Consider the following 21,200-nt stretch of genomic DNA (forward strand, 5'->3'; position numbering starts at 1 on the left):
GCGTCGAGCCGGGGGGGAGCGATGGCATTCAGTGGGGGAGTCTCGGGGCGCTCGAGGGCCGGGACAGGGCTTGCCATGACCTTCTCGAGGACTTCGGCCACCTGGGGCAGCAGGTCGTTGCCGGGGCTCGCGTCGAGCTCGATCCAGGGACTGTGGCGACAGTGGGTGCGCGCACGCAGGTCGCGGGCAAGCTCATCGAGCAGGCCATGCTGGGCGTGGCGGCGCCACTTTTCGTCGGTAACCTGCCAGCGACTGGCAGGGTCGGCGGCCCAGGCCTCGAGTCGTTGTCGCTGGGTGTCTGCATCGATCTGCAGCCACAGCTTGACCAGGCGAACCCCGTCGGCGGCAAGCTCCGCCTCGAACTGACGCATCTGTTCGATGCGGTCATTGTAGGCGCCCTCGCCCAAGGCGCGGGAGGCCCGCGCCAGCACCGCATCGCCGACCCAGCCATGGACGAACACCCCGAGCCGGCCACGCCCCGGAAGACGCCGCCAGAATCGCCACCAGTAAGGTCGTCGGCGCTCCTCGTCGCCGGGCACCAGGGCGTGCACCTCGGTCAACCGGTTCTCCAGCCAGTGGTTGAGCAGGTTGATCAGCTCGCCCTTGCCGGTGGCGGCGTGGCCGGCCACCAGCACTACCACTGCCCGATCCGCTCGCTGGGCCAATTCAAGCTGGGCCGACAGCAGCCGAAACCGCTGACACTCCTCGGCGGACATGGTCTTGCCGGAGGCGTTCTTGCGAGAGGCGTTGCTGGTTGAGCCCCGCTTCTTTCCCTTTGCCACCTTGGTCCTGGTCATCGTCGCTCCTTCATGACGCACTTCCCTGTTCATAAGGCGCATCGCTTTGCATAAGGCGCTTCGCTTTGCATAAGGCGCATCGCTTTGCATGAGGCGCTTCGCGTTTCGTGAGACGCTCCGCCCTTTCATGATGATTCGCCTTTCAGGCCTCGCCCAGCAGCCCCAGGCTCGCCGCCGGCGCCTGTCGCCGAATGCCACGGGACAACAGATGCCCTACCAGGCCCAGTACCACAGCGCCGAGCGTCGGGACCAGCAGCCAGACCCAGGGATGCACCCGCGGCGGCAGATCCAGCCACAGCAGATATAACGCGGCCGTGGCGACCTCCGCCAGCAGCGCCGCCATCAGGCCGCTGGCCAGTCCCAGAACGGCAAATTCAGCCCACTGCACCCGCGCGAGCAGACGGGAACCTGCGCCAAAGACGCGCAACAAGCCGCTTTCGTGGGCACGTACCGGCTGACTGGCGATCAACGCGGCGTAGAGCACACTGACCCCGGCCAGCAGCACGAAGGCCAGCACCACTTCCACCGCCCGGGTCACGTGCCCCAGCACCTCACGGACCTGCCCCAGCAGGGCATCCACGTCGAGCAGCGTCACCCCCGGGAAGGCCTGGACCAGGCTCCCCAGTTCGCGTTTCTGCTGCTGCTCCAGATAGAAGGCGGTGATGTAGCTATGGCCGTAGCGTTCCAGCACACCAGGCGGGAAGATCACGTAAAAGTTGGGCTTGAAGCTGTCCCAATCGAGGTCGCGGAGACTGGTGATCTCACCGACCAGGGTGTCGGCGCCGATGGTGAAACTTAAACGATCCCCCAGCGCCAGCCCCAGACGTTCTGCCAGTTCTCGTTCCATGGAGATCGGCGCCGTCTCGGCGACGTCATCGCCTGCGGGCGCCGAGGACGGCTGGGCGTCCACCTCGTCGAGCCAGCCGCCGACCTCGGCGCGCGAGGCAAACCATTCGCCGGCCACCAGACGATTACCGCTCGGCAGGTCCGCCCGCCAGGTCAGGTTGAGCTCCCGGCGCAGGGCGTTTTCTCCCCTCGCCTCGGGGGGCACGGCCTGCCTCGGCGGCTGGCCGTTGATCGCGGTGATACGCCCGCGGACCATGGGGTAGAGATCACTGCTGGCCTCGGCGATGGCCTCGAGCCGCTGCTCGAAGTCGTCGCGCTCGCCGGGCTGGATATTGATCGCGAAGTGATTGGGTGTGTCCTCGGGTAACTGCGCCTGCCAGGTGGTCAACAGATCGCCCCGCACCAGGGCGATCATGGTCATGGCGAAGAAGGTCACCGCAAACGCCAGCATCTGCCCCAGGCTGGCGTTGCGACGGCGCGCCAACTGCCGAGCGCCCAGACGCAACGACCCACGCAGACCTGCGGGATCGCCCCCCTCCAGCCGCGCGGCCAGACGCAACAGTCCATCGAGAATCAAGCCCGCCAGGCCCCACAGTACGCCCAGCGCCACCATGCCGCCGGCCAGTAGCCCCGCCGCCAGCCCCAGGCTGCCGGAGTACAGCCAAAGCAGAGCACCGAAGGCCAGCGCCGCCGCCAGCAGCAGTGACCAGCCGGAGGCGGGCAAGGGGTCCAGCTCCCGGCGCAGTACCTTGAGTGCGCTAACCCGCTTCAAGCGCAGCAGGGTCGGCCCTGCAAAGCCGGCCAGCACGGCAAGTGCCGTCAGCACGCCGAGCCACAACGGCAAGGCTCCGGGAGGCGGCAGCTCCAGCGGCAGAAAACGCTGCATCAAGGCCAGCAGCAACGCCTGTCCCGCCAGCCCCAGAAGCGCGCCGATCAGCGAGGCCACCAGCGCCAGACCGGCCAGCTGGAAGGTAAAGATACGCGCCAGGTCCCGCTGGGACGCGCCGAAGCAGCGCAGTAGCGCGGCGGTATCCAGATGGCGATCGACGTAGCGCCGCGTCGCCATGGCCACCGCCACCCCGGCCAGCAGCACGGCGGCTAGACCGGCCAGGCTCAGGTAGGTCTCGGCTCGCTCCAGCGCCGAGCCCAGCCGCGGCCGGTCCTCGCGCACGTCACGTACCTCGACGCCGTCGGCGCGCAGGCGGGCGAGCCAGGGCGACAGCGTCTCCACCGCCTGGGGCGAGCCGGCGGCAAGGATCTCGAACTCGATGCGCGAACCGGGCTGGATCAGGCCGGTTGCCTCGACGTCGTCGACGTGCATCATCACCCGCGGGTTGAAGCTGCCGAAGCCGGCAGACTGGTCGGCCTCCCGCTCGATCCAGCCGGTCACCTGGAACTCGCCCCTGCCCAGCGTCAGACTGTCGCCGAGTTCGATGTCCAGCAGCGTCTCGAGCCTCGGCGCCAGCCACACCTCGCCTGGCTCAGGGCCACTGGCGAGCTCCTCGACGCCGGCGCCCTGGTCGACCCGGGACACGCCGTAGAGTGGATAGTCTTCATCCACCGCCTTGATGCTGACCGGCTGAAAGGCGCCATCGCGACTGGCCATGGAGACCAGATCGACCTGGTCGCTCAGGCGCATGCCGGCGCCTTCCAGACGCTCCCGGATCTCCTGAGCGAAGGGATCGGACTGCTCCAGCACCACATCGCCGCCCATCATCTGACTGGCCTGACGGGTCAGACCACGTTCCAGCCGGTCGAGAAAGAACCCCATCATGGTCGAGGCGGCCACCGCCAGGGTCAGCGCCACCAGCAAGGCGCGTACATCACCCGCACGAAGATCGCGCCGCAGAGAGCGCGCCGCCATCACCAGCTGACGTCCCAATTGGCCCTTCGCCGTGACGCTTCGCTCACTCATGCCGAGGCCTCCCGCTGGGCGTCTGGCACCTCGGCTGGAAGCTTGGATGTCACCTCGGTGAGCTGGCCGTCGGCCAGGCGCAGACACCGATCGCAGCGCCTCGCCAGAGCGTGGTCGTGGGTAACCAGCACCAGGGTGGTGCCCTCGGAACGGTTGAGCTCGAACAGGGTCTGAATGATGCGCTCCCCGGTGTCCGGGTCGAGATTGCCGGTCGGCTCATCGGCAAACACCAGCTCGGGGCCGGTGACAAAGGCCCGCGCCAGCGCCACCCGTTGCTGTTCGCCGCCGGACAGCTGCTTGGGCAGGTGATCCAGGCGCTCGCCCAACCCCACTCGACCGAGCCAGTCGGTGGCACGGGCCTCACGGTTGGCAAGGGTCGACAGCTCGGTCGGCAGCAGCACGTTTTCCAGCGCCGTCAGGGTCGGCAGCAACTGGAAGTTCTGAAACACGAAGCCCACTCGGGTGTTTCTCAGCGCCGCGCGACCGTCCTCGTCGAGCTCGGCAAGCGATGTACCGAACATCGCAAGCTCGCCGGCACTGGGCGTATCGAGACCGGCCAGCAGCGCCAGCAGGGTCGACTTGCCGGCACCGCTCTGGCCGAGGATGGCGACGCTCTCGCCGGACTGTACGTCGAGCTCAAGCTCGCGCAGGATGGTCAGTTCCCGCGTTCCGCTGGCGACCCGCTTGGACAGGCCTCGCGCGCGCAGCACGGTGGTCGGGACGGTATTCTCGGAAGGAGACAGCGACATGGTGATGGCATTCCCTGGGACTTGGACGTTTGGGGCGGCACGGCGGTTTTTTTCTGGAGCCTCGCGCTTCGGCGCTGCTGATGCCACGACGTCAGGAAGACGAGCGCAGGATCGCCGGGCAACGCCCGCCAGGCGGATGCTGAAGACGCTGATGATGGCCTGCGTCTTGACCGCCCTTGTGCCGGGGTCGGTCTGGGCCCAGTCTGACACAGCCCCGCCGACCTTGCTGGTGGTGGGCGACAGCTTGAGCGCCGCCTACGGCATCGAACGGGACGCCGGCTGGGTGGCGTTGCTGGCCGAGCGAGTGGCGCACCGCGCCGAGGTGGTCAATGCCAGCATCAGCGGCGAAACCACCGGCGGGGGCGCCACCCGTCTCCCTGAACTCCTCCGACAGCACGACCCGGACATCGTTCTGCTGGAGCTGGGCGGCAATGACGGACTCAGGGGCCTTCCGCCGAGCCAGATGTCGGCAAACCTCGAAGGCATGATCGAAAAGAGCCAGGCCGCCGGCGCCCAGGTGCTGCTGCTGGGTATCGATATTCCCCCGAATTACGGCGACGCCTACCGTCAGGCCTTCACCGGGGTCTTTCGTGAACTGGCCGACACCCATGAGGTGCCGCTGGTACCCTTCCTGCTCGAAGGCGTGGCGCTGGACCCGGAGCTGATGCAGGACGACGGCATCCACCCCACCGCCGAGGCCCAGTCGAGGCTGCTCGACAACGTCTGGCCGAGCCTTGCGCCCCTGCTGGACGAGACCGAGACGCCGGGGACCGAGGCGGTGTCGACCCAACCCTCCAGCCAGAAAGACAGCAAAGAACGCAGCGAGCAAGCGAGCGCCTCCTGAGGCGCTCCGCGGGCCCCTAAGAGGAGGATGGCTCGACGTGAGCCGGCGCCTTCTGCCACTGCTGCAGCCCAAGCCCCAGCAGGATCAGCACCAGTCCGATCAGGGTCGAGGGGAGTATCGGCTCGCCCACCACCAGGTAGAGCAGCATCAGCGACACCGGCGGTGACAGAAAGATCAGGTTGGAGACCTTGGCGGTGCGCGACACCCGCTGCATCGCCGCCTGCCATAGCACAAAAGCGACGCCCATCTCGAACAGTCCGACATAGATGCCCGCGCCCAGGGCGGCACTGCCGTGCCACTGAAAGCCTGGCCCCAGCACCATCAGCAGCGTCAGCACCGGCACCCCGACGCTGAAGTTCTGCCACTGGGCGACCAGCGGAGGACGCCGGTCGCGGGCATTGAACAGCCAGTACAACGCCCAGATCAGCGTCGACACCAGCGCCAGTGCGACGCCCAGAGGATCGGCGAAGGCCACGTCAAAAACCTGGCCGCGGGTGGCGATGACCCAGACCCCGGCGTAGGCCACCAGGCCGGCCACCACGTCCATCGGCGTCAACCGCTGCTTGAGGATCGGCACCGCCAGCAGCGCCATGGCCAGCGCCCAGGTGTAGTTGAGCGCCATGGCCTCCTGTCCGGGCAACCGGTCATAGGCCGCAAACAGCACAAGGTAGTAGGCCACCGGGTTCATCAGCCCGGCCCACACAGCGGTGCGCCAGCCGCGACGAAGTGCCTGATGCAGCTGTCCGCGCCGCAGCATCAGCACGCTCATCAGCGCCCAGGACACCAGCGCCGCCAGCCACATCAGCTCCAGCGGGCTCATATGGGCAAGCGCCAGCTTGAAGGCGGTGGCCACCGTGGACCACAACGCCACGGCGCCAAGGCCGAAGGCCATGGCCTGTCGATCAGTTGTCATGACATTCCCTGGGGTAAAGATGAGGACAAGGATGAGGGCAAGGAGCAGCGGGCCATGGCCACGCCAATCAGCGACGCGGTCAATCAGGATGACGCCATCGAGCCCGCGTTCAGACCGTCAACACAGGATGACCATCGGCAACATTCAACGGTCCAGATGGCCCAGATCGCGCTCGGGAGCGATGCCGTCGCGGACCCGTTGCTTGAGCGTCTTGACGTCGGGAAAGCCGCCATCTCGCTTGCGCTCCCACAGCGTCTCGTCATCCAGCCGGATCTCGAAATGTCCGCCGTGGGAAGGCACCAGCGTCACCTCCTCGAGATCCTCGCCGAAGGTCGAGAGCAGCTCCTGGGCATACCAGCCACTACGCAAGAGCCACTGACATTGCGTACAGTAGATAATCCGAATGCGTGCCACGTTCAGCCTCCCTGTTCCAGCACGTAGGTGGAAACACCGGCGACGCGCTGCAAGGCAGCGTGTACACCGTATTCCCTCAAACCTCGATCATAACAGTCAGGACAGCCTCCATGGCCAGTGGCGAAACCCAGACGCGACTTTACGAGTGGCTCACCGGCGACGAGGACAGTCGCCTGTGCAAGGACATCCCGGACAGCGCCTGCGATGAGCAGCCGCGCAACTTCTTCCTGCATCTGCTGGCGTCGCTCGGCAACAAGCTCGCCGACGAGCTCTCCAGCGCTCGTCTGGTCCTGCCCTGGCTACTGGGTGCCATCGGCGCGCCGACCTGGATGGTCGGCCTGCTGGTGCCGATTCGCGAGGCCGGCGCCCTGCTGCCCCAACTGTTCGTGGCCGGTTTTATCCGCCTGAAACCCCGGCGCAAGGGCGTCTGGATGGTCGGTGGATTGCTCCAGGCGCTGGCCGCCGCGGCGCTGTCGGTTCTTGCCCTGATCGGTTCCGGCGGTGTTGGCGGCGGCCTGGTACTGCTGGCCCTGGTCGCCCTGTCGCTGGCCCGGGGGCTGTCGTCCATCGCCACCAAGGACGTGCTCGGCAAGACCATCTCCAAGCAACGTCGCGGGACCCTGATGGGCTGGAGCGGCAGCGTGGCGGGCGCCGTGACCCTGGCCGCCGGTGCGGTGCTGGTGCTGTTCGACGACCGCCCCGGTGAGCTCGCCCTGGCGGTGCTGCTTGGCGTGGCGGCGCTGGGATGGACCCTCAATGCGCTTTGCGCCGCCGCCATCGAAGAAGCGGAAGGCGCCACCGACGGCGGCGCCAACGCCTGGGATTCGGTCAAGACCGGCCTCGCCCTGATGCGCGACGACGCCGCCTTTCGTAACTTCAACCTGACCCGCGCTCTGTTGCTGTCCAGCGCCCTGGCGTTGCCCTATGTCGCGCTGATGGCCCAGGACAACGGCGGTACTGAACTTGGCGGACTGGGACTTCTGATCGTGGTATCCGGGGTCGCCGGCATGGTCGCCAGCCCCATCTGGGGCAAGCGTTCGGATGCCTCCAGCAAAACGGTGATGCGCGACGGTGCCATCGGTACCACCCTGTGCTGCCTGCTGGGGGCATCGCTGGCCTGGTTGCCCGAGTCGATGAGCGCAAGTGTCTGGCCCTACGCCCTGGTCTACGCGCTGCTGGTCATCGTCCACTCGGGCATTCGCCTCGGTCGCAAGACCTACATCGTCGACATGGCCGGCGCCGACAATCGTGCCCTCTATGTGGCCCTGTCCAACACCATCACTGGCGTGCTGATGCTGATCGTCGGCGCCGTGATCGGTGCTCTGGCGCAATGGCTCGGCGCCGGCCCGCTGTTGCTGGTGCTGGCCGCCACCGCCGCCCTGGCCGCCCTCAGCGCATTGCGCCTGCCGGAGGTAGAGTGACGCAAGGGCAGCAAAAGAGGTTAGCGGACCATTGATTTAATCTCGCCGCCTGGCCATGCTTAGCATCAAATTTTGCCGATTAGAGCCATCATTACATCCCGAGGTTGCGCACAAACCGTCTACGAGAGACTACCGGTTTGGTGCACATCCTGGCCCCTGAATCCCCGGCCCCTGATTACCAGGCAACAAGGGTGTAACGCCAAGCCCGCAACAGGACGTCCCATGACACGACCGAACATGATCGCCCCGGAACTGCTCGAACGCATCGTCAACGCCTCGGAAGACGGGATCGTGGTGGCCGAGAAGGAAGGCGACGAGCATATCCTGATCTACGTGAATCAGGGCTTCGAGCGCCTGACCGGCTACAGCGCGGACGAGATCCTCTACCGCGACTGCCGCTTCCTGCAGAACGACGATACCGACCAGCCGGCCCTCGACGTCGTGCGCAAGGCCTTGAAGGAGTTGCGCCCCTGCCGCGAAGTTCTGCGCAACTACAGGAAGGACGGCACCCTGTTCTACAACGAGCTGTCACTGACCCCGGTGTTGGACGAAAGTGACGAGCTGGTCTACTTCATCGGCGTCCAGAAGGACGTCAGCGAACGTGTGGCCAACCTGGCCGAGATCGATCGCCTGCGTGACGGCGCCGACAGCGCCTGAGCCAGTCCACGCCTCCCTCTTGCACTTTTCTCGATTCCCGCTTATATAGCCAACAGAGTCCTCGGATTCTGTTGGCGCTTCCCGCCGTCGGAAGCATGGTGTGACAAGACGCGCTTCGGCGCTCTGGCCATGGGAGATTTCACATGAGCCGTGATTCCCTTCTCGATGATGCCTACCTCGACCTCTCTGATCAGGAGGCGGTCAACGACGAGGACTATTCCCGCAGTCGTCCTTCCAACCGTGCTGACACCCTGCGCGCCCGCCGACGAGTGGAAGCCCTGCTCGAGGAACGTCGCCTGCGCCAGGCCATCGATGACGACTGGGGCTATGACGAGGAAGAGGAAGAAGAGGAATAGCACCCAGCGCCACCTGTCTTTCCCGGGGCGGTCGGTGCATCGCCCCCGCCCTTCGCTCTCGCCTGGCGAATCCCCTCACCTTGTGTGAGGCGACCCTCGATCTCGCCACACGGCTGGCGTTTGCGCGCCTCCGGCTCTATCATCTGTGACCAGCTTTTTTTCCGCGAACCCCAGTGGAAACGCGGCATCGTCCACGTCTGGCTATGCTGTCGACGCCCAGGGCGTCCGTCAGCGCCGGTGGTGATCGTTTCCCCAACACTAGCGAGTTCCCATGGCGCAATACGTCTACACCATGAACCGGGTGGGCAAGGTCGTGCCCCCCAAGAAGCAGATCCTCAAGGACATCTCCCTGTCCTTCTTCCCCGGGGCCAAGATCGGCGTGCTCGGTCTCAACGGCGCCGGCAAGTCCACCCTTCTGCGGATCATGGCCGGCGTGGACACCGAGATCGAAGGCGAGGCACGGCCGATGCCGGGCCTCAACGTGGGCTACCTGCCCCAGGAGCCCGAGCTCGACGACACCAAGAACGTGCGCGAGACCGTCGAGGAGGCACTGGGCGAGATCAAGGAAGCCCAGGCCAAGCTGGACGCCGTCTATGCGGCCTACGCCGAACCGGACGCCGACTTCGACGCGCTGGCCGCCGAACAGGCCAAGCTCGAGAACCTGATCGAGGCCGCCGACGCCCACAACCTGGAGCGCAAGCTGGAAGTCGCCGCCGAGGCACTGCGGCTGCCGCCCTGGGAGGCCAATGTCGGCCACCTGTCCGGTGGCGAACGTCGCCGCGTGGCGCTGTGCCGCCTGCTGCTGTCCAACCCGGACATGCTGCTGCTGGACGAGCCGACCAACCACCTGGACGCCGAGTCCGTGGCCTGGCTCGAGCGCTTCCTCCACGACTATTCCGGTACCGTGGTGGCCATCACCCACGACCGCTACTTCCTCGACAACGTGGCCGGCTGGATCCTCGAGCTCGACCGCGGCCAGGGCATCCCCTTCGAAGGCAACTACTCCCAGTGGCTGGAAGCCAAGGAGAAGCGCCTGGAGCAGGAAGCCAAGGCCGAGGCCTCGCGTCAGAAGGCGATCAAGCACGAGCTCGAGTGGGTTCGCTCCAACGCCAAGGGCCGTCAGGCCAAGAGCAAGGCACGCCTCAACCGCTTCGAGGAGATGCAGTCCGGCGACTTCCAGAAGCGCAACGAGACCAACGAGATCTACATTCCGCCGGGTCCGCGTCTGGGCGACAAGGTCATCGAATTCCACGGGGTGTCCAAGCGCTTCGACGACAAGCTGCTCTACGAGGACCTGAGCTTCACCATCCCCCAGGGTGCCATCGTCGGTATCGTCGGCGGCAACGGTGCCGGCAAGTCCACCCTGTTCAAGCTGATCCAGGGCAGCGAGAAGCCGGACGCCGGCGAAGTGGTGCTCGGCGAGACGGTGGACATCGCCTACGTCGAGCAGATGCGCGACGCCCTCGACGACAAGCAGACGGTGTGGGAAGCGGTGTCCGATGGACAGGATATCCTCAACATCAACGGCTACGAGGTCTCCTCACGGGCCTACGTCGGGCGTTTCAACTTCAAGGGCAATGACCAGCAGAAGTTCCTCAGGGACCTCTCCGGTGGTGAGCGCGGCCGCCTGCAGCTGGCCCAGACCCTGAAGCAGGGCGCCAACGTGCTGCTGCTCGACGAACCGTCCAACGACCTGGATATCGAGACCCTGCGTGCGCTGGAAGAGGCTCTGCTGGCCTTCCCCGGCTGCGCCATGGTGATCTCCCACGATCGCTGGTTCCTGGACCGCATCGCGACCCATATCCTGGCCTTCGAGGGCGAGTCCCACGTCGAGTTCTTCGCCGGCAACTACACCGAGTACGAAGCCGACCACAAGAAGCGCGTCGGTGACGACACGCCGCATCGGATGAAGTACAAGCGTATCGACGCCTGATACGACAAGCACTGCGCACTGCAACGACGCCACCGGCCCACGCCGGTGGCGTCGTCGTTTGTGCAGTTCCAGTCTTTCCGCTGCCGCCAGCGTTTACCGGCGTACTTGCATGACAGCACGCTTGAAGCGATAAGAGCCAGATGCGACGCATCTTGTCGTCGACATCGACCTATCCCATCCACCGCTACCTGACAGGGTCCCTGCCATGTCATCGCTGACCTTCCATCCGGTGCGGTTGATTCGCGCCTTTTATACCAGCATCGCCTACCTGCCGACCCTGGCAGCCCTGGTCTACGGTCTGCTCGGCCTGCTGGCGCTGGCCCCACCGATCAGCGACACCTCGCTGCCGGAGGTGATCCAGAAGCTCAGTCTCACCGCCCCGGGCAGCGCCCAGTCACTGCTGGCGGCGATGCTCGGCGGCATGATCTCGCTGATGGTGTTCAGCTTTTCCATGGTGATGTCGGTGCTGTCCCAGGCCGGCGGCAACTTTTCCCACAAGCTGGTATTCGGGCTGGTATCGGAGCGCGCCAATCAGTGGGTGCTCGGCCACTACCTGGGCACCATCCTGTTCATCCTGATTCTATTGATCGTGCCGGAGGTCGACGACGGCGAAGCCGCCTGGCGTTCGCTCGCCATCTATCTGGCCTGTGCCATGGTGCTGCACTGCCTGGCGCTGTTCGTCTATTTCATCCACAACGCCTCCCAGTCGATCCAGATCGACGCCGTGATCTCCGGGCTCCATGACACCACCCTGGCCAGCATGCAGCGTCTGCACGACAAGGAAACCGATGACCATTGGCGCTACCTGCCCTCGGCTGCACCGCCGAGCGCCCAGTGTCACGAGATCCATGCGCGCATGGCGGGCTATGTGCAGAACGCCAACCTCGAGCGACTGGCGGAGCTTGCCGAGCGCATCGGTGGCGTGCTGCATCTGCAGTTTCGCTTCGGCGACTACGTGGTGGAGGGGCTGCCCATCGCTATCCTGGAATGCGAGGACACGCCCAACGAGGAGTGGTGCGACGAGGTGCTCTCCACCCTCACCTATCTCGACGGTGAATCCATCGACGAGCACTTCGTCCACGGACTGACCCAGATGATGGAAGTGGCGATCAAGGCGCTGTCGCCGGGGATCAACGACCCCGGCACCGCCAGGCTGTGCCTGCACCGGATGACCGATCTGCTGTGCCGCTACCTCAAGTGGCAGCCGGCCAACACCATGGTCGACGGTGACGGCAAGCGCCGTGTGACCTGGCCGGTGGAACGCTACGACAGCCTGCTGCACCGCCTGTTCGTGCCGATCCTGTCCTACGGCGCCGAGGACCAGAGCACCCTGCTGGGTTTGCTCAAGTCGCTCAAGACCCAGTCACTGTTCGCCGGGGAACACCAGCTCCCCAGCATTCAGCGGATGGCTCAGCGGGTCGGCCAGGCGCTGGCGGACGGCGCCAGCGACCCGATGGATCAGGCCTTTATCGTGGAACGACTGGAAAGAGGCGCGCACCGCCTCGACCTGACCCCCATGCGAGAACGCCTGGCGGCGCGCCTCGAGCAGATCGGTTGACGCCTGGACCGACGAGGCGCCCACGGCCAAGCCGGCAAGCCCCGCCAGGCCAGTCCATCAGTAGATCTTGGCCTCGCCCCTGGGGCGGGTCTTGAAGCGCCGGTGCATCCACAGATACTGCTCGGGATGGCGGCGAATCGCGGCCTCGATCACCGCGTTGATACGGGCAGCGTCGGCGACCTCGTCACCGCTGGGGAAGTTGTCCAGGGCGGGCAGGTATTCGAGGCTGTAGGTGCGATTGTCGGGATTGCGATGAAAGATCAGCGGCATCACCGGCGCGCCGGTCATCTTGGCGATCTTGGCCGTCAGCTTGATCGACGCCGCCTCGACTCCGAAGAAGGGCGCAAACACGCTGGCGTCACGACCGAAGTCCTGGTCCGGACTGTACCAGACGTGGTGACCGGCCTTGATCCGTCGCACCACACCACGCAGGTCATGACGATCGATGGCGGTACCGAAGATGCCGTTGCGGGCACGGGTCATGAAACGCTCGAACACCGGATTGTCGTGGGGGCGATAGACCACGTCGGCGGGAAAGAACAGCGAGTGCAGGGCGCCACCGAGATCCAGGGTGGAGAAGTGGATGCCGATGATCAGCGCGCCCTTGCCTTCTGCCTGGACCCTCGCCATATGCACCTGGCCCTTGAAGGTGACCCGGTGGCGCAGATGTTCGGGATCCCGGCACCAGCCGGTGGCGGTCTCGAAGATGCCGATGCCGTTGGCCAGAAAGCTCTGCTTGACCAGGCGGGCCTGGGCCGCCGGGTCGAGTTCGGGAAAGCAAAGGCGAATATTGGTCTCGGTGATATGACGGCGACGCCCGGCGAAACGCCAGGCGGCCAGTCCGATCAATCGGCCCAACGCCAGCTTGCAGCGCCAAGGCAACCAGGCGCTGGCGCGCATGGCGGTGATGGCAAGGTAGGTCGGCCAGTAGCGTGGCTGGGTCCAGTAACGTGGCGCGGTCGTTGTGTCCTTGGACATGCGATCCCTCGTCGGTCGATCAGGACGACCGACGAGCCAGGCCGTCAGTCGCTAACGGCGCCATTGTACCGCCTGGGCACCCGTGGCAGCACCCCGGTCAACAGGGTATAGCTGATGGTGTCGCAGAATCGGGCCACTTCATCCACCGACAGTACGCCACCGTGACGGCTGCGGCCCCACAGCACCACCTCGCTGCCGATGCCTGCCTCGGGCAGTTCGCTCAGGTCCACCGTCATCATGTCCATCGACACCTTGCCGGCCACATGGGTGCGCTTGCCATCGACCAGCACCGGGGTGCCGTCCACGGCGTGGCGGTCATAGCCGTCGCCGTAGCCACAGGCCACCACCCCGATACGCGAGGGCCGAGAGGTGACGAAGCGCCCCCCGTAGCCCACCGGCTCCCCCGCGGGAAGCTCGCGCACGGCGATGATCTCGCTGCGCAGGCTCATCACCGGTGCAAGCTCTTGGCTTGCGCTGTTGGCGACCTCCAGAGGGTCGGACCCGTAGAGCATCACTCCTGGGCGGTTGATGGCACCGTGGGCCGATGGCTGGGCAAGAATACTTGGCGAGTTGGCCAGGCAGGTGGGCGCGTCGAGGCGCTCGGCCAGCGCCACAATGCACTCGCGCTGACGTTGAAAGTAGCCAGCATCGGTACTGTCGGCGGTGGCGAAGTGACTCATCAGGTGAAGATCACAGACACACTCGGGGGCCGCCTCGAGTGCCCGCCAGGCCGCTTCGGCCCGCTCGGGCGGGAATCCCAGCCGATGCATGCCGGAGTCCACCTTCAGCCACACCGGGATGGGCCGGGCCGGACACCGTGCCAGGGCGGCCTCGAGCTGCCATTCGCTGTGAATCGCCATGCCCAGGCCAAGCGCCTCCACCTGGGCCAGCTCATCGGCGCTGAAGATCCCCTCGAGCAGCACGATGGGCTCCTCGATGCCGGCCTCGCGCAGGGCGACCGCCTCCTCGATCGCTGCCACCGCAAACATCGGCGCCTCGCCGGACAAGGCCCTGGCGCAGGCGACGGCGCCATGGCCGTAGGCGTCCGCCTTGAGCACCGCGACGCTGAGGCTGCCAGGGGCCAGGCCCGCGGCAAGCCGGTAGTTGTGGCGCAGGGCATCCAGGTCGATATCGGCGATCAGGGGGCGAGACATGGGGACTCCGAGGTCAGGGGTAACGGGCTAGCGATATCGCAATATTATGCTCGATAGAAATGGTCATTTCATGGCATATAGAACCATAAATTCCTTGCAACATAGTCGGTTACCCCATAACCATGATGACCCACAGACATAACCACTAAAAAAGCGCCAGGCTTGGCCTGGCGCTTAGGGATACGTCTCACGGGGTCAGTCTTGAAGGCCGGGCACATGCCTCTGTCCAAGCGCCCCAGCATGCGCTGATATCATCTACTTGCGGGCACCGCCACCGACAGCGCTCTGGTCACGCCAGGCTGACGGGGCTACTCGAAGATCGCGTCCAGCGACAGGCCCTGCTTGTCGAGCATCCGGCGCAGCTTCTTGAGCGCCTCGACCTGGATCTGGCGCACCCGCTCGCGGGTCAGGCCGATCTCCTCGCCGACCTGCTCCAGGGTGGCGGCCTCGTGGCCACGAAGGCCAAAGCGTCGCACCACCACCTCGCACTGTTTCTCGGTAAGCTCGGCCAGCCAGTGATTGACGTGGGCCTTGACGTCACCGTCGACCAACGTCGACTCGGGCCCCTGCTCGTTGTCGTCGGTGAGGGTCTCGATCAACGGCTTGTCGCTCTCGCCGCCCATGGGGTAGTCGACCGAGGACACCCGCTCGTTGAGCCCCATCATCTTCTTGACGGTCTCGACGGGCTTGTCCAGATGTTCGGCGATCTCTTCGGCGGTGGCCTCGTGATCGAGCTTCTGGGTCAGCTCGCGGGCGGCGCGCAGGTAGATGTTGAGTTCCTTGACCACGTGGATCGGCAGGCGAATCGTGCGGGTCTGATTCATCAGCGCCCGCTCGATGGTCTGGCGAATCCACCAGGTGGCGTAGGTCGAGAAGCGAAAGCCGCGCTCCGGATCGAACTTCTCCACCGCACGAATCAGGCCGAGGTTGCCCTCTTCGATCAGGTCCAGCAGGGTCAGGCCACGATTGAGGTAGCGGCGCGCGATCTTCACCACCAGGCGCAAATTGGACTCGATCATCCGAGCCCGCCCCTGGGGGTCGCCCTTGCGCGCCAGACGGCCGAAATAGACCTCTTCCTCCGGCGTCAGCAATGGCGAGAAGCCGATCTCGTTCAAGTAGATCTGGGTGGCGTCGAGGCTCTGGCGCGCATAGCGATCCTCGCGACCCAGCGCCTTCTCGAACGCCTGAGTCTCGTCCTCGGCTTCCTCGACCTCTTCGACCTCGTCCGTCACGTCCTCGACGGCGTCCTCGTCAGCCTCGTCTACCGTTTCGAGATTCACATCCTGAAGATCCCGTTCAAGCATGCTCATCGTATAGCTACCCCGTGGTTGCGACCCGGCGTTGTCGTCACCCACTACGATCAACGCCAAAGATTATTATTGTGTGACGCTCATCCTGGAGAAACTGCCGTTTCTCAACGGGAAGGAAGATATTTCGTCGGATCCTGCGGCTGGCCGTCCTTGCGCACCTCGAAATGCAGGCGTACGTCCTCGGCGTCGGAATCCCCCATGGTGGCGATGACCTGGCCTGCCTCGACGACATCGTTCTCGCTGACCTTGAGACTGTCGTTGTGGGCGTAGGCACTCAGGTATTCATCGTTATGCTTGAGCAGGATGAGCTTGCCGTAGCCCCTCACACCGCTGCCCGCGTAGACCACCTTGCCCGGCCCCGCCGCTCTGACAGGTTGCCCCTTTTGACCGCCGATATCAATGCCGGCGGTGATGCTCGAACTCTCGCCGAACTGGCTGACAATCTGGCCGTCGGCCGGCCACTGCCAGGGGACCTCATCGACCGGCGTATAGGTCCGGGACCCGCCGCTTGAAGCGCTTTCGCCGCCACTGGAAGACGTGGCCTGGCTGCTGCTGCCGCTGTCCTGTGAAGCGTTGGCGGCCACGGTTTCTGACTGTGCAGAATCGCTAGCCTCGGCCTGCTGCTGTTGCTGTGCCCTGGCCTCTTCCTCGGCGGCCGCCACCACCGATTCCTCGGCTTCGCGCTGGGCGCGCTCGGCCTTATCCTGACTGCTCAGGCTGCCATCGGCGCCGGGGGTGTCGTAGTCGTACACCGGTCCCGGAGCGGTCGCGCTGACACCGGCCACGGCGGCCGCGCCCTGGGCCGCGGTACCGCTGATCTGCTCGGTACTCGCGCTCACGGTCTCGGTGCTGCCGTCCGGCAACAGCCACTCGAGATCCTCGGAGGAGGGCTGAGCGTTCTGACTTTCCTGGCCGAGGGGCGTTGCCACCGCCCCGCCCTGGCCTGCCTGCGCGCCCGCTACCTGCTGGCTACCGGCGCCCGACGACGGGGCTTGACCGTTGGCCGACAGGCTCAGCGTCTGGCCGACGTCGATGCGGTAGGGAGGCTGGATATTGTTGATCCGGGCCAGTTCGCGGAAGTCCATATCGTGGCGCCAGGCGATGCCGTACAGCGTATCGCCGGACTCGACGGTGTACTGCGCAGGCACCTGGGCGGCACGGGCCGACGACAGGTCCTGAACCTGGACCGGCTGGCTCGGGCCCTGCTGATTGACACAGCCGGCCAGGACCAGCGCCAGGCTGGAGATGACGAGAGTCTTATGCATCGTGTGGTGTCTCCTTGTCGGCTGACCGCGTCGAGCGGCTAGCGTTGGCGTCTTCGCGGGCGGCGGACGAAGCGCCAACCCTGGCAACGATGAGGACCACCAGCATGCCGAGGATGGCGAGCAGCGTCACCCCCACCAGCTGCGCGGCCTCTCCGGTCACCGCAGAATAATCCCAGGGGGCCAGATAACGATAGTCCAGCGGGATGACTTGATTGTCACTGCCTAGCTGATAGCGCGTCAGCTCCCGCCAGGGCCAGAGGATCGGCAGCGAGCCCACGATGAAGCCGACCAGCAGCTGCAGGGTGGCGGTGTGATGACGCCGCAGCAGCCACGACAGCAGACGCGAAAAGGTGAAAAGGCCAACCAGGCACCCCAGGGCAAACAGCCCCAGCAGCGGTACATCAAAACCGCGGATCCCCTGCATTACCACGTCGTAGAGGCCCATGCTCAACAAAAGAAAGCTACCCGAGACGCCGGGCAACAGCATCGCGCTGATGGCGATGGCGCCACCGACGACCAGTACCAGCGAGGGGCTGCCGAGGGCGTTGACCAGCGGCATCAGCGACGGCAGCGCCTGGGCCAGCATCAGTCCCAGCGCCAGCGGCAGCATGTGCCACCAGCGCCAGTCGGCCGGGTGCTTGCCGACCACCAGCGCCGACGCCGCCACCAGGCCAAAGAAGAAGCCGTTGAGCAGCAGCGGATGGCTATCCAGCAGCCACACCACCAGGTGAGCCACGGTGATCAGGCTGGTCAGGATGCCGGCCATCAGCGGAAGCAGGAAGCGCAGGTTCAGGTGAGCGACGAGCCCCCTGACGCCGCCCTGTTTCAGCGCCCCGAAGGCACTGGGACCGAAGCGCTTGATGGTGTGGATCAGCTCCTCGTAGATGCCGGTGACGAAGGCAATGGTGCCCCCGGAGACTCCCGGGACGGCATCCGCCGCCCCCATGCCCGCACCCCGGAGGTAGAGGCCTAGCGAATGTTTCAACGAATTACTCCTTCAAGTAACGGCACGAAGCGTACCGGCTCCAGCCGTTCGAATTCAAAGCGCTCTCCCTCGCGCCGTACACGGGTCAGCCACTGGCGTCCATCGTGGCCTTCCAGCGGCGCGATCAGCACGCCGCCGTCCACCAGCTGGGACAGCAGAGGTTCGGGCAGTTCGCTGGCACAGGCGGTCAGCAGGATGGCGTCGAAGGGGGCGGCCTCGGGCCACCCGTGCCCGCCGTCGGCCAGCCTCAAGCGCGCGTTGTAGGTCTTCAACAGGCGCAGGCGCGAGGCGGCGATACGATGCAGAGCATTGATCCTCTCCACCGACCAGAGTTCCGTCACCAGACGTGCCAGGATCAGCGTCTGGTAGCCTGACCCGGTGCCCACCTCCAGCACTCGCTCGGGCGCCTGCTCGAGGATCAGCTCGCTCATGCGTCCGACGATCCAGGGCTGCGACAGGGTCTGGCCATGGCCGATCGGCAGCGCGGTATCTTCGTAGGCACGATGCGCCAGGGCCTCGTCAAGGAACAGATGGCGAGGTTCCCGCGCCATCACCTCGAGCACGCGAGACGAGCGAATGCCCTGCTCGCGCATGCGGCTGACCATGCGGTCCCGGGTTCGCTGGGACGTCATGCCGACGCCTCTGAGATCAGGTGAGCGCATCAAGCCAGTCCTGCACATCATCGCGTGCGGCGTGTCGGGTCAGATCGGTCTGCAGCGGGGTGATGGAGACGTAACCCTCCGCCACCGCGGCGAAGTCCGTGTCCGGCGCATCGTCGGCATTTTCCCCCACCGGGGCGATCCAGTAGCGCAACCGTCCACGGGGATCGCGCGTCTCGATGGGGCGTTCGGCGGGGCCACGATAGCCCATGCGAGTGACGCGAAAGCCGCGCAGCTCCTCCCACGGCACATCCGGCACATTGACATTGAGCAGGCTGCGCGGCGGCAGCGAAAGCTGCTCCAGTGCCCCTACCAGGCTCGCCGCCACCCGGCCAGCGGTCTCGAAGTAGCGGTGCCCGACCAGTGACACGGCGATGGCCGTCATGCCCAGATTGCGCCCTTCCATGGCCGCCGCCACGGTGCCCGAGTAGAGCACGTCGTCGCCCAGGTTGCCGCCATGGTTGATACCCGAGATCACCAGATCCGGCGTCTCGTCCCAGACGCCGTTGACGCCAAGATAGACACAGTCGGCGGGGGTACCGTCGACGCTGTAGAAGCCGCTGTCCATGGGGCTGAGCGACAGCGGACGCGACAGGGTAAGGGAGTTGCTGGCGCCGCTGCGATCACGATCGGGGGCGACCACCCTGAGCTTGGCATAGGGGCTGAGGGCGTCATGCAAGGCCTTCAAGCCAGGCGCGTTGACGCCGTCGTCGTTGGATAGCAGCAGTCTCCTCATGGTGTATCTCCCTGGTGTTGCTCGGCCACTGGTTGCGCGTCCCCGGTCAGCTCTTCCCCAGGCTGCCTGGCCACAGGCTCCTTCACTAAAGGCTCGTCGACGGACGGCGCGTTGCGAAAGCTCAAGGTGGGGTGATCCATCAGCTCACGCAGCACGGCGGTGGCAAAGGCCCCGGCGGGCAAGCGGAACTCGAGCCACACCGCGTCGCCCTGACGCCATAGACGGGCCTCGGTGGGCATGACTCTCAACGCCCGTCGGGACGCCTTGACCCTGGCCTTCTCGAGTCCGGCGCAAAGCGCCGGCGCCTCGGCCAGGACGTCTTGCTCCAGCGCCTCGGCTCGCTCCCGGGCGCGACTGCCACCGGTCCCCCAGAGTACCCCGGCGGGATGGATGTCGCCTTGCTCGAGGCGCGCCTTCAAGGCGTCATCGGGGCTTTCCACGTCGAACAGGCTGTGGGTACCTTCCAGCATCATCACATCGCCGGCCAGCACCTCTCGCCAGCAGCCCCTGCGCAGACGCTCGGCCAACTGGGCGTTGAACAGGTAGCTGCGAGCGGCGGACAACAGCATGCCCTCGCGGTCATCACGCTTGCGCCAGCCGCGCTCGAGCACCGCACAGGCCTTGCTCAGGTTGCGCCCCTCGTGACCGAACCGCTGGGGCCCGAAATAGTTGGGCACCCCGTCGCTCACCAAGGCCTCGAAGCGCTGTTCGAGCCCAGGGTCCCGAGCCACCTCGCCGGTCAGCTTCAGACGAAAGCGGTTGCCGCGATGGACCCCACGCTTGAGCTTGCGCGGATGACGGCTGGCGGCCTCGACCACATAGCCCTCCGCCGCCAGTCGTGCGTCGAGATCTTTCGGCGCCTCACGCCCCGCAAGATGCACCGAGAACCACTGACGCGTTACCGCCGTGCGGTCCTTCATGCCGGCATAACCGACGTCGCGGCGACTCACCTGACACTGGTGGGCCAGGGTCGAGGCGACCCTGGCGGTGGTGGTGTCACGCTTGGCGATCCACAGCCACAGGTGCTCGCCCTGGCCCTCAGGAGCGAACCCAAGGTCCTCCTCGACCTGGAAATCCTCGGGGGTTTCCCGGTAACGCCCAGCCATCGGGGCGCCGAAACGCTCGTCCAGATAGCGCGGCCAGTCCGGGGGCCAGACGATGGCATCGCTCATGTCGATTCGGCCCTCGTGACACTGGCGCCAGGGTCCCCGGCGGCGCTGGTGGCATCATTGTCAATGGCCGCCATCAGCACCACCGCCTCGGCGGCGATGCCCTCGCCACGCCCGGTGAAGCCGAGACGCTCTGTCGTGGTGGCCTTGACGTTGATGGCGCCCCTGTCGATGCCCAGGTCCTCGGCCAGGGCGTCGCGCATGGCACCGAGATGCGGTGCCATCTTCGGCGCCTGGGCCATCAGGGTGGCGTCCAGGTTGGCCACCCGGTAGCCGGCCTGCGCCACCCGTGCCACCACCCGCCGCAGCAGGTCGCGACTGTCGGCGCCCTTCCACTCAGGGTCGGTATCCGGAAACAGGTGACCGATATCACCGAGGGCGCAGGCGCCCAGCAGCGCATCACTGATGGCATGCAACAGAACGTCGCCATCGGAGTGCGCCACGAACCCCCGATCGAAGGGCAGTCGCACGCCCCCGATCATCAGGTGGTCACCCTCGCCGAAGCGATGGACGTCGAAGCCGTGGCCTATGCGCAGGGGCA

General features: G+C 65.9%; 20 protein-coding genes. 6 read left to right on the forward strand and 14 right to left on the reverse strand.

Annotated features, from left to right (window positions below):
- The 3 genes from RBB39_RS10690 to RBB39_RS10700 form a co-directional block, all read right to left on the reverse strand.
- On the reverse strand, positions 1-797 hold a 797-nt coding region (locus tag RBB39_RS10690; protein WP_306169080.1), incomplete at its 3' end, for a hypothetical protein.
- Positions 798-939: 142 nt separating this feature from the next.
- A complete protein-coding gene (locus RBB39_RS10695) occupies positions 940-3,558 on the reverse strand; it encodes an ABC transporter permease (protein WP_204248906.1) in 2,619 nt (872 codons plus the stop codon).
- On the reverse strand, positions 3,555-4,307 hold the full coding sequence (locus RBB39_RS10700; RefSeq protein ID WP_045991045.1) for an ABC transporter ATP-binding protein: 753 nt from the start codon (positions 4,305-4,307) through the stop codon (positions 3,555-3,557). Before RBB39_RS10700 ends, RBB39_RS10695 begins: the two co-directional genes overlap by 4 nt.
- Before the next feature lie 136 nt (positions 4,308-4,443).
- On the opposite strand from RBB39_RS10700, the gene RBB39_RS10705 reads away from it, so the two are divergent.
- Positions 4,444-5,151 (forward strand): arylesterase, encoded by a 708-nt coding sequence (locus RBB39_RS10705; RefSeq protein ID WP_083970178.1) that lies wholly within the window; start codon positions 4,444-4,446, stop codon positions 5,149-5,151.
- A gap of 16 nt (positions 5,152-5,167) precedes the next feature.
- Here RBB39_RS10705 and RBB39_RS10710 read toward each other — a convergent pair whose 3' ends face one another.
- Together RBB39_RS10710 and RBB39_RS10715 are read right to left on the reverse strand one after the other, a co-directional pair.
- Positions 5,168-6,064 carry a DMT family transporter gene (locus RBB39_RS10710; protein WP_045991044.1) on the reverse strand — a complete coding sequence of 299 codons (897 nt, stop codon included), beginning with the start codon at positions 6,062-6,064 and terminating at the stop codon, positions 5,168-5,170.
- 144 nt (positions 6,065-6,208) lie between these two features.
- Complete coding sequence (locus tag RBB39_RS10715; RefSeq protein ID WP_045991043.1) at positions 6,209-6,478, reverse strand: SelT/SelW/SelH family protein; 270 nt, start codon at positions 6,476-6,478, stop codon at positions 6,209-6,211.
- A 110-nt stretch (positions 6,479-6,588) separates the two neighbouring features.
- Here RBB39_RS10715 and RBB39_RS10720 point away from each other — a divergent pair, with 110 nt between their 5' ends.
- The 5 genes from RBB39_RS10720 (at position 6,589) to RBB39_RS10740 (ending at position 12,403) form a co-directional block, all read left to right on the forward strand.
- Complete coding sequence (locus RBB39_RS10720) at positions 6,589-7,899, forward strand: MFS transporter (RefSeq protein ID WP_045991042.1); 1,311 nt, start codon at positions 6,589-6,591, stop codon at positions 7,897-7,899.
- A gap of 222 nt (positions 7,900-8,121) precedes the next feature.
- Entirely contained in the window at positions 8,122-8,556 is a 435-nt protein-coding gene (locus RBB39_RS10725) for a PAS sensor domain-containing protein (protein ID WP_045991041.1), read from the forward strand.
- Positions 8,557-8,699: 143 nt separating this feature from the next.
- On the forward strand, positions 8,700-8,912 hold the full coding sequence (locus RBB39_RS10730) for a PA3496 family putative envelope integrity protein (RefSeq protein WP_045991040.1): 213 nt from the start codon (positions 8,700-8,702) through the stop codon (positions 8,910-8,912).
- Positions 8,913-9,183: 271 nt separating this feature from the next.
- Entirely contained in the window at positions 9,184-10,845 is a 1,662-nt protein-coding gene (gene ettA / locus RBB39_RS10735; RefSeq protein WP_045991039.1) for an energy-dependent translational throttle protein EttA, read from the forward strand.
- Positions 10,846-11,050: 205 nt separating this feature from the next.
- Positions 11,051-12,403: a DUF2254 domain-containing protein gene (locus RBB39_RS10740; RefSeq protein ID WP_045991038.1), complete on the forward strand. Its 1,353-nt coding sequence runs from the start codon at positions 11,051-11,053 to the stop codon at positions 12,401-12,403.
- Between the two features lie 57 nt (positions 12,404-12,460).
- On the opposite strand, the gene lpxL is transcribed toward RBB39_RS10740, so the two are convergent.
- The 9 genes from lpxL to ispF form a co-directional block, all read right to left on the reverse strand.
- Entirely contained in the window at positions 12,461-13,381 is a 921-nt protein-coding gene (gene lpxL, locus RBB39_RS10745) for an LpxL/LpxP family Kdo(2)-lipid IV(A) lauroyl/palmitoleoyl acyltransferase (RefSeq protein ID WP_045991037.1), read from the reverse strand.
- A gap of 44 nt (positions 13,382-13,425) precedes the next feature.
- Positions 13,426-14,535: an alanine racemase gene (gene alr / locus RBB39_RS10750; protein WP_045991036.1), complete on the reverse strand. Its 1,110-nt coding sequence runs from the start codon at positions 14,533-14,535 to the stop codon at positions 13,426-13,428.
- 308 nt (positions 14,536-14,843) lie between these two features.
- Positions 14,844-15,839: an RNA polymerase sigma factor RpoS gene (rpoS, locus tag RBB39_RS10755; RefSeq protein ID WP_045991069.1), complete on the reverse strand. Its 996-nt coding sequence runs from the start codon at positions 15,837-15,839 to the stop codon at positions 14,844-14,846.
- Positions 15,840-15,949: 110 nt separating this feature from the next.
- Positions 15,950-17,110: a peptidoglycan DD-metalloendopeptidase family protein gene (locus RBB39_RS10760; protein WP_045991035.1), complete on the reverse strand. Its 1,161-nt coding sequence runs from the start codon at positions 17,108-17,110 to the stop codon at positions 15,950-15,952.
- Complete coding sequence (locus RBB39_RS10765; protein ID WP_045991034.1) at positions 17,103-18,056, reverse strand: DUF368 domain-containing protein; 954 nt, start codon at positions 18,054-18,056, stop codon at positions 17,103-17,105. Before RBB39_RS10765 ends, RBB39_RS10760 begins: the two co-directional genes overlap by 8 nt.
- 35 nt (positions 18,057-18,091) lie before the next feature.
- The gene (locus RBB39_RS10770; RefSeq protein ID WP_045991033.1) at positions 18,092-18,757 is read right to left on the reverse strand and encodes a protein-L-isoaspartate(D-aspartate) O-methyltransferase; all 666 of its coding nucleotides are present in this window, start codon (positions 18,755-18,757) and stop codon (positions 18,092-18,094) included.
- The gene (surE, locus tag RBB39_RS10775; RefSeq protein WP_045991032.1) at positions 18,744-19,490 is read right to left on the reverse strand and encodes a 5'/3'-nucleotidase SurE; all 747 of its coding nucleotides are present in this window, start codon (positions 19,488-19,490) and stop codon (positions 18,744-18,746) included. Before surE ends, RBB39_RS10770 begins: the two co-directional genes overlap by 14 nt.
- On the reverse strand, positions 19,487-20,662 hold the full coding sequence (gene truD, locus RBB39_RS10780; RefSeq protein WP_071211075.1) for a tRNA pseudouridine(13) synthase TruD: 1,176 nt from the start codon (positions 20,660-20,662) through the stop codon (positions 19,487-19,489). Before truD ends, surE begins: the two co-directional genes overlap by 4 nt.
- Complete coding sequence (gene ispF / locus RBB39_RS10785) at positions 20,659-21,195, reverse strand: 2-C-methyl-D-erythritol 2,4-cyclodiphosphate synthase (protein WP_045991067.1); 537 nt, start codon at positions 21,193-21,195, stop codon at positions 20,659-20,661. The genes truD and ispF overlap by 4 nt, the downstream gene beginning before the upstream one ends.
- Positions 21,196-21,200 lie beyond the last annotated feature (5 nt).

The sequence above is a fragment of the Halomonas sp. MMSF_3323 genome (assembly GCF_030733595.1).
GTDB lineage: Bacteria > Pseudomonadota > Gammaproteobacteria > Pseudomonadales > Halomonadaceae > Halomonas > Halomonas litopenaei.